13 protein-coding genes are annotated in these 14,082 nt (G+C 70.1%); 12 read left to right on the plus strand and 1 reads right to left on the minus strand.

From position 1 onward, the window contains the following. Nucleotides 1-95: 95 nt before the first annotated feature. Complete coding sequence (gene fabG / locus IEY73_RS09575) at nt 96-839, minus strand: 3-oxoacyl-ACP reductase FabG (protein WP_189078764.1); 744 nt, start codon at nt 837-839, stop codon at nt 96-98. A gap of 354 nt (nt 840-1,193) precedes the next feature. Between fabG and IEY73_RS09580 the strand changes: the two genes are divergently transcribed. The 12 genes from IEY73_RS09580 to IEY73_RS09635 all read left to right on the plus strand — a co-directional run bounded on the left by IEY73_RS09580 (nt 1,194) and on the right by IEY73_RS09635 (nt 14,062). Beyond that, nucleotides 1,194-2,606 (plus strand): NAD(P)/FAD-dependent oxidoreductase, encoded by a 1,413-nt coding sequence (locus IEY73_RS09580; RefSeq protein ID WP_189078765.1) that lies wholly within the window; start codon nt 1,194-1,196, stop codon nt 2,604-2,606. A 32-nt stretch (nt 2,607-2,638) separates the two neighbouring features. Continuing rightward, entirely contained in the window at nt 2,639-2,917 is a 279-nt protein-coding gene (locus tag IEY73_RS09585) for an acyl carrier protein (protein ID WP_189078766.1), read from the plus strand. Continuing rightward, complete coding sequence (locus IEY73_RS09590) at nt 2,904-3,731, plus strand: alpha/beta fold hydrolase (RefSeq protein WP_189078767.1); 828 nt, start codon at nt 2,904-2,906, stop codon at nt 3,729-3,731. Before IEY73_RS09585 ends, IEY73_RS09590 begins: the two co-directional genes overlap by 14 nt. After that, nucleotides 3,728-4,711: a zinc-binding dehydrogenase gene (locus tag IEY73_RS09595; protein ID WP_189078768.1), complete on the plus strand. Its 984-nt coding sequence runs from the start codon at nt 3,728-3,730 to the stop codon at nt 4,709-4,711. Before IEY73_RS09590 ends, IEY73_RS09595 begins: the two co-directional genes overlap by 4 nt. Nucleotides 4,712-4,786: 75 nt before the next feature. Next, nucleotides 4,787-5,260, plus strand: coding sequence for a MaoC family dehydratase (locus tag IEY73_RS09600; protein ID WP_189078769.1), 474 nt, complete (start codon nt 4,787-4,789; stop codon nt 5,258-5,260). Nucleotides 5,261-5,285: 25 nt separating this feature from the next. Then, nucleotides 5,286-6,293 carry a 3-oxoacyl-ACP synthase III family protein gene (locus tag IEY73_RS09605; RefSeq protein WP_189078770.1) on the plus strand — a complete coding sequence of 336 codons (1,008 nt, stop codon included), beginning with the start codon at nt 5,286-5,288 and terminating at the stop codon, nt 6,291-6,293. Between the two features lie 4 nt (nt 6,294-6,297). Beyond that, the gene (locus IEY73_RS09610; RefSeq protein ID WP_189078771.1) at nt 6,298-7,596 is read left to right on the plus strand and encodes a cation:proton antiporter domain-containing protein; all 1,299 of its coding nucleotides are present in this window, start codon (nt 6,298-6,300) and stop codon (nt 7,594-7,596) included. A gap of 203 nt (nt 7,597-7,799) precedes the next feature. Then, complete coding sequence (aceB, locus tag IEY73_RS09615; RefSeq protein ID WP_189078772.1) at nt 7,800-9,347, plus strand: malate synthase A; 1,548 nt, start codon at nt 7,800-7,802, stop codon at nt 9,345-9,347. After that, nucleotides 9,347-10,504 carry a DUF6986 family protein gene (locus IEY73_RS09620; RefSeq protein ID WP_189078773.1) on the plus strand — a complete coding sequence of 386 codons (1,158 nt, stop codon included), beginning with the start codon at nt 9,347-9,349 and terminating at the stop codon, nt 10,502-10,504. The genes aceB and IEY73_RS09620 overlap by 1 nt, the downstream gene beginning before the upstream one ends. A gap of 73 nt (nt 10,505-10,577) precedes the next feature. Then, nucleotides 10,578-11,900: an allantoinase AllB gene (allB, locus tag IEY73_RS09625; protein WP_189078774.1), complete on the plus strand. Its 1,323-nt coding sequence runs from the start codon at nt 10,578-10,580 to the stop codon at nt 11,898-11,900. Nucleotides 11,901-11,941: 41 nt separating this feature from the next. After that, nucleotides 11,942-12,964 carry an allantoicase gene (alc, locus tag IEY73_RS09630; RefSeq protein ID WP_189078775.1) on the plus strand — a complete coding sequence of 341 codons (1,023 nt, stop codon included), beginning with the start codon at nt 11,942-11,944 and terminating at the stop codon, nt 12,962-12,964. Nucleotides 12,965-12,985: 21 nt separating this feature from the next. Then, nucleotides 12,986-14,062, plus strand: coding sequence for a protein-L-isoaspartate O-methyltransferase family protein (locus IEY73_RS09635; protein WP_189078776.1), 1,077 nt, complete (start codon nt 12,986-12,988; stop codon nt 14,060-14,062). Nucleotides 14,063-14,082: the final 20 nt, after the last annotated feature.

A 14,082-nucleotide genomic window follows, 5' to 3' on the forward strand; every position in this document is an offset into this window, starting at 1 on the left:
ACCATCCGACCGCGTCCGTGAGATCGAAAAAGGCCGGCGGCGATCTCGCCGATACGGTGACCGGGCGGCGGCACCCAGCGCCTCGGCGTAGAGGTTCAGAGCGTGCCTCCGCCGTCGACCCTCAGCACCTGGCCGGTGATCCAGCCGGCACGGTCGGACAGGAGGAAGGCCGCCGCCTCTGCGATGTCCTCCGGGGTGCCGAATCGTCCCAAGGGGATGCGGGTCAGGCGCTCCGCCCGCTTGGAAGCCGGAATTTCCTCCATCATGTTCGTTGAAGTAATACCGGGTGCGACGACGTTCACGCGAATTCCGTATCGGGCTAATTCGATGGCCAGCGACCTGCTCATTCCGATGATTCCGGCTTTGCTGGCCGCGTAGTTACTCATCGTCAAAAAGCCGTCGATGCCGACGATTGACGAGATGTTGACGATGGCACCGCGGCGGCGCCGCATCATTGCGAATGTAGCGGATTGGCAAACGTTGAAGGATCCCGTGAGGTTTGTTTCGATAACCGCCGACCAGGATTCGGGGGACATCATCGCGGCCGGTCCGTTACGGGTGAGGGCGGCGTTGTTGACCACTGCGATGATCGGCCCGAGTTCGTCTTCGGTGCGCTGAACCCACTGCTCGACGGCCGTTCGATCGCGTACGTCGCATTGGCTGAGCTGGTACTTTACGCCCTGGTCGGCTAGCCTGCTCGCGAGTTCGTCGGCTTCCGCCGAGTCGCTGCGAGAGCAGCCGGCGATCGAGTATCCCTCGCGGGCCAGGCGGAGTGCCAACGCACGGCCAATGCCGCGAGAAGCTCCTGTGACGAGCGCAACTCCGGGTTCATCTGGCATTCTCGTACACCCCCATGGTTGATCTTCCTGCTTACTCGTCGACCCTGATCACCATCGATTTATACCGGCGTCGAGGTCAAATTCCAACAGCGCGGCACAAATTCGCAGGTCATGACAGAAATTGATGATCATGATTTTTGAGGCTAGACATTGCGGACAGCTCGGAGCTAGCATTACCGTCGTCACGAAGATCCGTAGTCATTGTTGATCTCGGATTCTCCCACGGTGATCCGCCTCTCTTGCGGTGCACCGTTTCCCATTTGCCGCGCCGCCCGAAGGCGGTTTTCCGTGCTGCCTTGAGGGCGGCGCGCATCGTGCCCGCAGAGTCGGAGATCGCAAGAGACGGAGGCTTACATGGCCAAACGAGTGCTGGTGATCGGCGGGGGCCCGGGGGGTTCCACCGCGGCGGCGTTGCTCGCGAAACACGGGCAACAGGTGCAACTTCTCGAGCGGGAGACCTTCCCCCGGTACAAGGTCGGAGAGTCGCTCGCCTCGGCTTGCCGCGTAGTGCTGGAGTTGAGCGGAGCGGTAGCCAAGGTCGACGCCCAGGGCTTCCCGGACAAGACCGGCGCGCTGCTGCGCTGGGGCCAGGAAGAGGACTGGGCCATCGACTGGCAGGCCCTGTTCGGGTCCAATGTGGCCTCGTGGCAGGTGGAAAGGGAGGACTTCGACGCCATCCTGCTCGACCATGCCGCGGAGACCGGTGTCGACGTCCGCCAGAACGCGACGGTCCGCGAGGTGCATTTCGGCGACGACGGGCGGCCGTACGCCGCGACATGGGTCGACGGCGCCAGCGGCGAGACCCATCGCAGCGAGTTCGACGTCGTCATCGACGCGTCCGGGCGGGCCGGCGTGCTTTCGCAGCAGCACTTCGGTCTGCGCCGACATCACGAGATCTTCCGGAACGTGGCTTTGTGGGGCTACTGGCAGGGCGGTTCTCTGTTGCCGGGCACACCGTCGGGTGGTCTCGACGTCATCTCGCATCCCGACGGGTGGTACTGGGTCATTCCCCTGCGCAAGGACCGCTACAGCGTCGGTTTCGTCACCCATAAGACAAACCTCGTCGAGCGCCGTCCGGCGCACTCCTCCCTGGAGGAGATGTTGCTGTCGATCGTGAACGAGTCGGAGTCGGTCCGCGGCCTGCTGTCGGAGGGCAGCTTCTGCGGGAAGGCCCGCGTCGACCAGGACTACTCGTACGTCGCGGACCGGTTCTGCGGTGACGGCTACTACTTCGTCGGTGACGCGGCCTGCTTCCTCGACCCGTTGCTGGCCACCGGGGTACACCTGGCTTTGTACAGCGGAATGTTGGCCGCCACCGCCATCCTGGCCGAGGACCGCGGCGAGGTGGAACCGGCCGAAGCGACCGCGTTCTACGAGACGCTCTACCGCAACGCCTACGCCCGGCTACTCGTCCTGGTCTCCGGTGTCTACGAGCAATACAAGGGCAAGGACAGCTACTTCTGGCTGGCGCAGCGGATGGTTCGCGAACAGTCCGACTCGGCGGATCCGTCGAAGGCCGCGTTCGTCGAGATCGTGGCCGGCTTCAGCGATCTGAGGGATGCGTCCAGTCCCGGTGGTACCACGCCGATGACCGGGCTGCTCGCCGAGGCGCAGCGCGCGGTCGACCGGGTCAACGCCACCGCTCCGCGCGGGGCGTCGAGCCTGGCCTCCCTGCGCATCGATCCGAGCGATCTGCACGACAAGGCGACCGGTCTCTATCTCGTCACCAAACCCGAACTCGGCATCAGGCGCGGACGTCCGGCGTGACTTCCCGTACAACAACCGGAAAGGAGAACCCCATGAGTGGCGGAGTTCAAGAGATCGCGGACTGGCTTCTGGTGCAGAGCGGCGCTCCGAAAGGCGCCGCGCCGATCGACCGCGACCAGGACCTGTTCGAAAGCGGCGTGCTGAGCTCATTGCAGGTGATGGAACTCATCGTCATGATCGAGCAGGCCAGCGGCAAGCGGGTCGATCGGTTGAGCATCGGTCCCGGCGATCTGAACACCATCGACCAGATCGAGCAGCGGTTCTTCGACCCGGCGCCCACGGAGAGCGAACAGGCGCGTGCCGCGGGCTGAGTTCGGGTCCACTCGGGTCGAGAGCAACGGAGCGCGGCTCGCCTACAAACGCAACGGTAGCGGGCCGCCCGTCCTGCTCATCGCGCCCGCGGGTTCCCGGGCGACGATCTGGTACCGCTACCAGGTGCCGGCTCTGGTCGGTGCCGGCTACCAGGTAGTGACGTACGACCAGCGCGGCATGCCACCAACGACGGGTTCCGGTGAGCCCTGCGACGTGGCCACGCTGAGCGCCGACGCGGCCGTGCTCATCGAGACCCTGGACCTGCGGGGGTGCCGGGTTGTCGGTGCGTCGCTGGGTGCACTGGTGGCCCAGGAACTCGCCGCCACCCGGCCGGAACTGGTGGCCACGCTGGCGTTGCTCGGCACGCGGGGGGCGCCGGACGCCTTCCGTACCGCTCTCGCACGGGGCCAAGCCGAGGACCTACGGCACGGCCCGGGTGGCCGGCTCTTCCCGGCCGTGATGTCGCTGCCGCTGCTGTTCGCTCCGGGAAGCCTTACCGACGCCACCTTTGTGGAGGAGTGGCTCATGGGATTGCGACACCTCGCGCCACAGGGAGAGGGCCCGGCCGCTCAGTTCGAGGCCACTGCCGACTACGGCGGTCTCAAGGATCCGAGCGCCGTGGTCTGCCCGACGCTGGTCGTCTCCTTCGCCCATGACGTGATCATGCCGCCGGACGGTGGTGCGGACGTCGCCGCCGCGGTGCGGCACGGGGTCCATCACGTGATCGCCGATCGCGGGCACTTCGGATTCGTCGAGCCACCCGATCTGGTCAGCCCACTGCTGATCGGCTTCTTCGCGGGCGGCGCTCGGTGAACCCCGGCACCGCTCTTCAGGTCGGCACCCCCGGGGAGCTGCGCACCCTCGGCCTGGTTCCGCAGGTCCGACGCGATCCGGGTGCCGGCGAGGTCGAGGTACGCGTGGCCGCCGCAGGCCTCAATTTTGCCGACGTGCTGGTGGCGTTTGGCCTCTACCCGGTCGAGTCGGGTGCGCCGCCTGCCCTCGGGATGGACTGCGCCGGCGTTGTCGAACGGGTCGGTGAGGCGGTGGACGGACTGCGGCCCGGCGACCGGGTCGCCGTGGTCGGCGACGGCTGCCTCGCCGGGCACGTCACGGTCGCGGCGGAGCTGACGATGCGGATCCCCGACGCGATGGGGTTCACCGAGGCAGCGACGCTGCCGGTCGCGTTTCTCACCGCCTGGTATTCCCTGGTCCGCTGCGCCCACCTGTCGCCCGGCGAGAGTGTATTGATCCATTCAGCGACCGGTGGCGTCGGCGGCGCGGCGGTGCAGGTAGCACGCCTTCGCGGGGCCCGCGTTTTCGCCACCGCCGGCACCGAGGAGAAGCGGCGGCATCTGCACGAGCAGGGCGTCGCCGCGGTGTGGAACTCTCGCGCACTGGACTTCGGCGACGGGGTCCGAACGGCGACCGACGGCCACGGCGTGGACGTCGTGCTCAACTCGCTGCCTGGCCAGGCGTGGCGTGCCGGGCTGGAGGCGCTGGCCATACAGGGGCGGTTCCTGGAGCTGGGCAAGCGCGACATCTACGCGGATGCCGCGCTCGGGCTGTTCCCCTTCCGCCGGAACATCAGCCTGCACAGCATCGACATGATGCTGCTCGTACGGGTCTGCCGTTCCATGATCCGGGACCTCAACGACGAACTCGCGGTTCTGCTGGCCGATGGGAAGCTGGTGCCGCTGCCGTTCGTAACCATTCCGGTAAACCAAGCACAGGCCGCCTTCCGTTCGATGGCGAGCGGACGCCTCATGGGAAAGGTCGTTTTGACGCCAGAATAGACATGACGTGCGATTTTTTGTCATCGTGTACCATCCCTACCGTTTGCGGTATCCGATGGCAAAAGGAGTAGTGCGGTGACGTTCAACCACCCCATCGACGATCGGTATTTCGAGGATTACCAGGTCGGCGACGTGCACGATTTCGGCATTGCCGAGGTGACCGAGGAACGCATCGTCTCCTTCGCTCAGGAATTCGACCCGCAACCATTTCACGTCGACCCCGGCGCCGCGGCCGACGGTCCTTTCGGAGGCATTGTCGCGAGTGGCTGGCACACCTGCGGCCTGATGATGCGTATGTACGCCGATCACTACCTGTCCCGGGTGGCGAGCCTGGGCGGCCCCGGAATCGATGAGCTGCGCTGGCTCGCTCCGGTCCGTCCCGGCGACAAGCTCTCCGTGCGAGCCACGGTGGAACAGGCCCGGCCCTCCCGGTCCAAACCCGACCGCGGCTTGGTGCACACGCGCGTCGAGGTTCTCAACCAGCACGGCGACGTCGTCATGCGCGCCGTCATCCTCAACTTCCTGCGTATACGTCACGCCGCCGGTTGATCAGCCGGCAGATCGGAGTGCTCTGGTGGGAATTGGCGTCCTCGGTATCGGCAGCTACCTGCCGTCCCGCGTGGTCAGCAACGACGAGATAGCCGGACACACCAGCGTCTCCCCGGAGTGGATCGTCGACCGCACCGGGATACGGGAACGCAGGTACGGCGAACCCCACCAGAGCACCTCCGACCTTGCCGTGGCCGCATCCCGGGAGAGCCTACGGGCCGTAGCAGGCGATCCCGCCGTCATCGTGGTCGCCACCTCCACCCCGGACCAGCCGCAGCCGGCGACCGCGGCCGTCCTGCAGGCCAAGCTGGGTCTCAGCGGAATCCCGGCGTTCGACATCAACGCCGTGTGCTCAGGCTTCCTCTACGCTCTCAGCGTCGGCGACGCCCTGTTGCGGACCTCGATGGCCGGCCAGATCGCCCTCGTCGTCGGCGCCGACAAATACTCCACCATCATCGATCCAACCGAGCGGCGTACGGCCAGTCTGTTCGGCGACGGCGCGGGAGCCGTCGTCCTGGGGTCCGTCCCCGACGGTTACGGCATCGTCGGCAGCCGTCTGGTTACCGACGGCGAATACGCCCACCTCATTGAGGTCGTGGCCGGCGGCACCCGACGACCGCTCGACGACCGTGCCCGGGCAGACGGGGACCATTACTTCAGGATGAACGGGTTCGCGGTGCGCGAATACGCGATGCAGGTCCTGCCCGATATCGTCGAACCGTTGCTCAAGGAGAACGGCATCACCGTGGCCGACCTCGAACGCGTGGTCTTCCACCAGGCCAATGATCGCATGATCGAAGGCTGCGCCGCCCGGCTCGCCATTCCCATGGATAAGGTTCCGCTGTCCTCAACTCATTTCGGCAATACCGCGTCCGCCTCCATTCCGATCACCCTCGCGGAGACGGCCGAAAACCGCCCGCTCCGGCGAGGCGATTGGGTTCTACTGGTGAGCGTCGGAGGCGGGATGACCGCCGGCGCGGTGCTTATGCGCTGGTTCGACAATGAGGCCGTGGCCGAGCCGGTGGGGGAGTAGCGCCGTGACCGCCAATGTCGACCTCGCGGTCAAGGTGATGCTCGCCCTCGTGGTGATCGTCGTCGCCACCACCGTCTGCGGGCGCCTGGCCCGGCGCGTGGGCCAACCCCGGGTCGTCGGCGAGATGGTCGCCGGCGTCCTGCTCGGGCCGTCGCTGCTCGGCGCGTTCGCACCCGGCGTGCAGACCTATCTGTTCGCGCCATCGGTCAAGAGCGTGCTCTACGTGCTCAGCACGATCGGCCTGACGTTTTACATGTTCCTGGTCGGTGTGGCCCTCGACCACGGGTTCTTCACGCGTGGCGCGATGCGCCGCGCGGGCCTGCTGGCCACGTCCGGGATAGTGCCGACGCTGCTGCTCGGCGGGGCGGTCGCGGCCCTGGTGTACGACCGCCTGGCCGTTCCCGGGACCGGCCGCTGGCTGTTCCTGCTGTTCGTGGGCGGTGCCCTGTCGATCACCGCATTCCCGATGCTGGCCCGGATCCTGCAGGAGCGCGGCATCGAGAACACCTCGCTAGGCCTGCTGACGTTGGTGGCCGCGTCCATCGATGACGCTGCGGCGTGGATCCTGCTCGCACTGATCGGGGCGTTCGCGACCGGCGCGGGCTCCGGGCACGCGCTGCTCACGATGGCGGGCACGGTCGTGTTCGCGGTTCTCATGCTGACAGTGGGGCGGCGGTTGCTGCGGGTGCTGGGTGACCGGGCCGACCGGGAGGGGGCGGTCGGGCGGGACGGCATCGCGCTGGTCATCGGGCTGGTGACCGCGGCGGGCTGCTTCACCGACGCGATCGGCATCTATTCGGTGTTCGGCGGGTTCATCGCGGGGCTGGCGATTCCGCAGTCGCCGGTGCTGCGGCGGGTGCTGACCGAGAAGCTGATGGACTTCAACGCGATCCTGCTGCTGCCGGTGTTCTTCGCCTACTCGGGGCTGAACACCAAGCTGGGCGGGATCGGCCACTGGGCGCTGGTGCCACCGCTGGTCCTGATCCTTCTCGCGGGCACCGGGGGCAAGTACCTCGGCTGTGCCCTGACCGCCCGCGTCCAGGGGCTGTCCTGGCGGTACGCGTCGGCGGCGGGCGGGCTCATGAACGCCCGCGGCCTGATGATCCTGATCTTCATCAACGTCGGGCTCGGCTACGGGATCGTCTCCGAGGAACTGTTCTCGATGCTGGTGATCGTCGCGATCGTGACCACGGCCGCCGCCATGCCGATCTACCGGATGTCGATCTCCCCGGCGATCGAGGAGGCGGAACGGGCGATCGCCGCGGCCGGATCGGTGCCAGACGCGACCGTTTCCACGCGTTGAACATCTTATGACCGATTCCGTGGTGTTCCATTTGACACCGGCGCGGGCACCAGCTTCCACCTCCCCGCCCCTGGTGAGAAGGCGGCCGTGGCCCGCCGCATCCCCCGCATGGCGGCGGCCACGGCCGTCTGACGTCCCGTGCGCGCGCGCCGGATCGCGCCGGTCGATACGGTGAGGGCAGTGCCCGCGTGGAGGGAGCCGCCGTGACCGAGATCCTGTCCGAGCAAGCCGTCGCCTTCGTCACCGACCTGAACCGCCGGTTCCGGCCGCGACGCAATGAGTTGCTCGCGCAGCGTGCCGCCCGGCGTGCCGAGATCGCCGCCGGTGCGTCGCTGGGCTTCCGGCCGGAGACCGCACACATCCGCGACGGGGACTGGACGGTGCCGCCCGCGCCCGCCGACCTGACCGACCGCCGGGTCGAGATCACCGGTCCCACCGAGCGGAAGATGACCATCAACGCGCTGAACTCCGGCGCCAAGGTGTGGCTGGCCGACCTGGAGGACGCGAACACCCCGCACTGGGCGAACGTGGTGGACGGGCAGCAGAACCTGCACGACGCGATCCGGCGTACGGTGCGCCTGGAAACCCCGGCCAAGACGTACGAGCTGGGCGGCGGCCCCTATCCGACGATCGTGATGCGGCCCCGCGGCTGGCACCTGGACGAGCGGCACCTGCCGGTGGACGGCGAACCGGCCGTCGGCGCGCTCGTCGACTTCGGACTGTATTTCTTCCACAACGCCGCCGAGTTGCTGGCCCGCGGCAGCGGCCCGTACTTCTACCTGCCGAAGATGGAGTCGTACCGGGAAGCGGAGTTGTGGAACGACGTCTTCACGTACGCGCAGGAGACGCTGGGCATCCCGGTCGGCACGATCCGGGCCACCGTGCTCATCGAGACCATCCCGGCCGCGTTCGAGATGGACGAGATCCTGTACGCGCTGCGCCCGCACATGTCCGGGCTGAACGCCGGGCGGTGGGACTACCTGTTCAGCATCATCAAGTACTTCCGCGACAACCCGGGCATGGTGCTGCCCGACCGTGCCGCGGTGACGATGACCGCGCCGTTCATGCGGGCCTACACCGAACTGCTGGTGTCCACCTGCCACCGCCGCGGCGCCTTCGCCATGGGCGGCATGGCCGCGTTCATCCCTAGCCGACGGGATCCGCAGGTCAACGAGGTGGCGCTGGCCAAGGTGCGGGAGGACAAGGAACGCGAGGCCGGCGACGGCTTCGACGGCTCCTGGGTGGCTCACCCCGACCTGGTGCCGGTCTGCCGGGAGATCTTCGACCGGGTGCTCGGTGAGCGGCCCAACCAGGTGGACGTGACCCGCGACGAGGTGTCGGTCACCGCCGAGCAGTTGCTGGACGTGGCGGCCACCGGCGGCGCGGTCACCGAGGCCGGGCTGCGGTCCAACGTCTCGGTGGGACTGCAGTACCTGGAGGCGTGGCTGCGCGGCAACGGCGCGGTGGCCATCTTCAACCTGATGGAGGACGCGGCCACCGCGGAGATCTCCCGTTCCCAGGTGTGGCAGTGGCTGCACAACGACGTGCGCCTGGACGACGGCACGCCGATCACCGCCGACCTGGTGACCCGCATCGAGGACGAGGAACTGGCCAAGATCCGGGAGACCGCCGGCGAGCAGGCCTGGGCGGAGGCGCGGTTCGACGACGCACGCAAACTCTTCGAGCGGGTGGCGCTCGCCGACGACTTTGCCGACTTCCTCACCACGGCCGCGTACGACGCGATCGACTGATGCGTCTCACCCCGGACGACTACGACCGGCTGGACGGCCTGCTGGCCGGGCACGACGCGTTCCTGGCCGCCCGGTACCCGGGCGAACGCCCCGGCCGGCAGCCGGTGCACACCGTCTATGTGCCGGCGGACCGGATCGGTGGCTTTCGCGCGTACGGGGAGGAGGCGCTGGCGGCGATGGACGCCCGGCCGTGGCCGTTCGGGCATGAGCAGCGGGTGCGCGACAAGCTGGCCCGCGAGCCGATCGAGGATCTGCGCATCGACCTGGAGGACGGGTACGGCGTGCGTGACGACGCCGAGGAGGACCGTGCGGTCCGGGCCGCCGCGGCCACGCTCGCCGAGGGACCGCGCCCGCCGTTCGCCGGGCTGCGGATCAAGTCGCTGGAGCGGGCCACCCGCCGCCGTGCGCTGCGCACCCTGGACCTGTTCCTGTCGGCCTACCAGGACCCCTTCCTGATCACCCTGCCCAAGGTCAGCGGCGCCGACCAGGTCACCGCGATGGTCACGCTGTGCGAGCGGCTGGAGAGCGGGTACGGGCTGGCGGCCGGCACGCTGCGCTTCGAGATCCAGGTGGAGCTGCCCGCGGCGGTGCTCGGCGCGGACGGCGCGGCCACCCCGGCCCGGCTGATCACCGCCGCGCAGGGACGATGCGCCGGCCTGCATTACGGCACCTACGACTACAGCGCCGCGGCCGGCATCGCGGCGGCGTACCAGTCGATGGAGCACCCGGTGGCCGACTACGCCAAGGCGGTGATGCAGGCCGCCGCGGCGCAGACCGGCGTGCGGCTGTCCGACGGCTCCACCAACGTGCTGCCGGTCGGCGACGACGAGCAGGTCGCCGGCGCCTGGCGGCTGCACCACCGGCTGGTCCGCCGCTCCCTGGAACGCGGCTTCTACCAGGGCTGGGATCTGCACCCGGCGCAGTTGCCGACCCGGTACGCCGCGACGTACGGGTTCTTCACCGACGGTTGCCCGGCGGCGCTCACCCGGCTGCGGGCCTACCTGGACCGGAGTTCCGGCGGGGTGCTGGACGAGCCGGCGACCGCCCGCGCCCTGGCCGGATTCCTGCTGCGCGGCCTGGACTGCGGCGCGCTGGACGCGGCGGACCTGGCCGGGGCGGGCTTCCCCCGGGACACGTTGGTGTCGCTGACGCTCTGACGCCCCCTCGGCCGTGGCACCGGCGGGCGGCGACGTAGCCGGACGGCAACCCGCGCCGGATAGGCTCGCCGTCATGGTGGATCTCGTGGTGCGGTCCCGTCGCGCCGTCACCCCGGACGGGGAGCAGCCCGCGGCGGTCTCGGTGCGGGGCGAGGTGATCGTCGCGGTGGACGCCTACGACGCCCCGGTGAACGCCGCCGAGGACGTCGACCTGGGCGACGTGGCCCTGCTGCCCGGCCTGGTCGACACACACGTGCACGTCAACGAGCCGGGCCGCACCCAGTGGGAGGGCTTCGCCACCGCCACCCGCGCCGCCGCGGCCGGTGGCGTCACCGCCATCATCGACATGCCGCTGAACAGCCTGCCGCCCACCACCAGCGCGGAGGCGCTGCGGATCAAGCAGCACGCCGCGGCCGGGCAGTGCCACGTCGACGTGGGTTTCTGGGGCGGGGCCGTGCCCGGCAACGCCGCCGACCTGTCCGCCCTGCACCACGCCGGGGTGTTCGGCTTCAAGGCGTTCCTGGCCGACTCGGGCGTGCCGGAGTTCCCGCCGGTCGACGCCGAGCAACTGGCCGGCGCGCTGGCCGCGGTCGAGGCGCTGTTCGTGGTGCACGCCGAGGACCCGTACCACCTGCACGAGGCGGCGCACTCCCCGGCGTACGCGGATTTCCTCGCCTCCCGCCCGGCGGACGCCGAGCACGCCGCGGTGGCCACCGCGATCGGCGCGGCACGCTCGGCCGGGGCGCGGGTGCACATCCTGCACCTGTCCGCGGCGAGCGCGCTGCCGCTGATCGCCGCGGCGCGCGCGGACGGGTTGCGCATCACCGCGGAGACCTGCCCGCACTACCTCACCCTGGACGCGGAGCAGATCCCGTCCGGGGCCACCGAATTCAAGTGCTGCCCGCCGATCCGCGACGCGGCCAACGCCGACCGGCTGTGGGCGGCCCTGGCCGACGGGCTGATCACCTGCGTGGTCAGCGACCACTCGCCGTGCACGCCGGAGCTCAAACGTGCCGACACCGGGGACTTCGCGGCGGCCTGGGGCGGGATCGCGTCGGTGCAGTTGGGCCTGCCGGTGATCTGGAGCGCGGCGCGGGCTCGCGGCCACACCCTGGCCGACGTGGTGACCTGGATGGCCCGCCGGCCCGCCGACCTGGTCGGGCTGACCGGCAAGGGACGCCTCGCGGTGGGCGCGGACGCGGACCTGGTGGCCTTCGCCCCGGACGCCCGGTTCGTCGTCGACCCGGGCCGGTTGCACCATCGGCACCCGGTCACCCCGTACGCCGGGCGGGAACTCGCCGGGGTGGTGCGTACGACCTGGCTGCGCGGCCGGACGGTGACCGGTGACCGGCCCGGCGGGGTGTTCCTGAGCCGGGACGGCGCGGCACCGTCGTGACGGTCCACCCGCACCACACGGCCACGGCGAGAGGAACCCCGATGGAGGAATTCACCAGCCTGCCCGACCTGGCGTCGCGCACCTTCGGTGGCGGCATCGTGCACGCCAACGACGAGTTCTTCGCCGCCGCCGACCACCTGCTCGCGCCGGACCCGCCGGTGTTCAGCCCGCGCACCTTCGACCACCGCGGTCAGGTGTACGACGGCTGGGAGACCCGCCGCCGCCGCGGCGAGCCCGGCCACGACCACGTGATCGTCCGGCTGGGCGCGCCCGGCGTGATCCGCGGGGTGGACGTCGACACCTCGTTCTTCACCGGCAACTACCCGCCGCACGCGGCGGTGGACGGTCTGGTGGTCACCGGGTACCCGGACGCCGCGGCGCTGCGTGCGGCGACGTGGACGCCGCTGGTGCCCCGGTCACCGCTGTCCGGTGACAGTCGCAACCTGTTCACTGTGGACAGTCCGCACCGGTTCACCCACGTACGGCTGAGCATCTTCCCGGACGGCGGCGTCGCCCGCCTGCGGGTGCACGGTGAGGTGGTGCCCGACCCGGACCTGCTGCCCGCGGTGTTCGACGTGGCCGCGGCCGAGCACGGCGCCCGGATCACCGGATGCAGCGACATGTTCTACGGGCATCCGCAGAACATGCTGATGCCCGGACTGGCGGGGTGCATGGGTGACGGCTGGGAGACGTCGCGGCGCCGCGACGACGGCAACGACTGGGTGCTGGTGAAGCTGGCCGCGCCGGCCGTGATCGACCTGGCCGACCTGGACACCCGGCACTTCAAGGGCAACGCCCCCGGACGCGCCGGTCTGCGGGGCGTGGACGCGCGCACCGGCTCGCCGGACGACCCCGCCGGCTGGGTCACCCTGCTGCCGCCCACCCCGCTCACCGCGGACACGCCGCATCGGTTCCCGCTCGCGTCCACGCCGGCCGTCACGCACGTACGGCTGGACATCTACCCGGACGGCGGGATGGCCCGGCTGCGGCTGCACGGCCGCCCCGACGAGGCCGGCGCGGCGGCGCTGCGCGCCCGCTTCGCGGAGGTATCCCGGCCGGGCTGACCGCGACCTACCGTGGAGGGCATGACTGATCTGCGCGCACGCTACGTCGAGCAGATCCGCCCGGACGGCGCTCCGCTGACCGGCGCGCTGGCCGACGCGTTCGCTGCCGTGCCGCGGGAGGTCTTCGTCCCCGACGGTTTCCGGCGCCGCGACGGCGGCTGGGCGGTCCCCGGCGACGCCGACTTCCTGGACCTGGTCTATCGCGATGACGTGCTGGTCACCAAGGTGGACGGCCGGGTGCCGATCAGCTCCTCCAGCCAGCCGTCGCTGATGGCGGCGATGTTGCAGGCACTGGACGTGCGCCCGGGTGTGCGGATCCTGGAGATCGGTGCCGGCACCGGATACAACGCCGCGTTGATGTCCGCCCTCGGCGCCACCGTGACAAGCGTGGACGTGCAGCCCGACGTGGCCGCGCGGGCGGATGCCGCGGTGCAGGCGGCGGGCTGCTCCGGCGTACGGGTGCAGACCGGTGACGGCTACCGGGGGGCTCCGGGGCAGTTCGACCGGGTGATCGTCACCGTCGGCGTGTCCGGGGTGTCCCCGTTCTGGTTCGCGCGGCTGACCGGGGCCGGCCCGGTGGTCGCGCCGGTGGCGCACGCCGGCACCCATCCGGTGCTGGCCCTGCCCGACATGACCACGGCCTCGGTGGTCTGTGCCGCGGCGTTCATGAGCGCGGCCGGGCCGCTGATGGCGTCGCACCCGCTCGGCCATCCCGCACCGGCTCCGCCCGGCGCGCTGCGCGGCTTCACCCCGGCCGCGCCCGCACGATGGAACCCACCGCTGGACGCGGTGGCCTATCACGACCTCTGGTACGCCGCGGGTGTCTGGCACCGGCGCGCCACTCAGGCCGCGTTGCCCGACTACGGCGACGGCGTGCTGGCGCTGCTGGGCCGCGGCGGCGCGGGTGCCGCGGTGCTGACCGACGGTGCGGTCCTCGCCGGTGGCCGGCAGGCGGCGGACCTCACCGCGGACGCCGTGCAGGTGATGGACCGGTGGGAGACGGCGGGCCGCCCGGCGATGCGTGCGTGGCAGATCGAGCTGGCCCGCGCCGGCTTTCCGAAGGCCCCGATCTGGGTGCCCACGCGCTGGCGGCTGTAGCCCCGCCCACCGGAGGCTCG

This window comes from Mangrovihabitans endophyticus (assembly GCF_014646155.1).
Classification (GTDB): Bacteria; Actinomycetota; Actinomycetes; order Mycobacteriales; family Micromonosporaceae; genus Actinoplanes; species Actinoplanes endophyticus.

What these genes read in the sequence shown, in the direction of transcription:
- fabG (WP_189078764.1), bottom strand. Translation starts at nt 839, where the DNA reads ATGCCAGATGAACCCGGAGTTGCGCTCGTCACAGGAGCTTCTCGCGGC.
- IEY73_RS09580 (WP_189078765.1), top strand. Translation starts at nt 1,194, where the DNA reads ATGGCCAAACGAGTGCTGGTGATCGGCGGGGGCCCGGGGGGTTCCACC.
- IEY73_RS09585 (WP_189078766.1), top strand. Translation starts at nt 2,639, where the DNA reads ATGAGTGGCGGAGTTCAAGAGATCGCGGACTGGCTTCTGGTGCAGAGC.
- IEY73_RS09620 (WP_189078773.1), top strand. Translation starts at nt 9,347, where the DNA reads ATGCGTCTCACCCCGGACGACTACGACCGGCTGGACGGCCTGCTGGCC.
- allB (WP_189078774.1), top strand. Translation starts at nt 10,578, where the DNA reads ATGGTGGATCTCGTGGTGCGGTCCCGTCGCGCCGTCACCCCGGACGGG.
- alc (WP_189078775.1), top strand. Translation starts at nt 11,942, where the DNA reads ATGGAGGAATTCACCAGCCTGCCCGACCTGGCGTCGCGCACCTTCGGT.
- IEY73_RS09635 (WP_189078776.1), top strand. Translation starts at nt 12,986, where the DNA reads ATGACTGATCTGCGCGCACGCTACGTCGAGCAGATCCGCCCGGACGGC.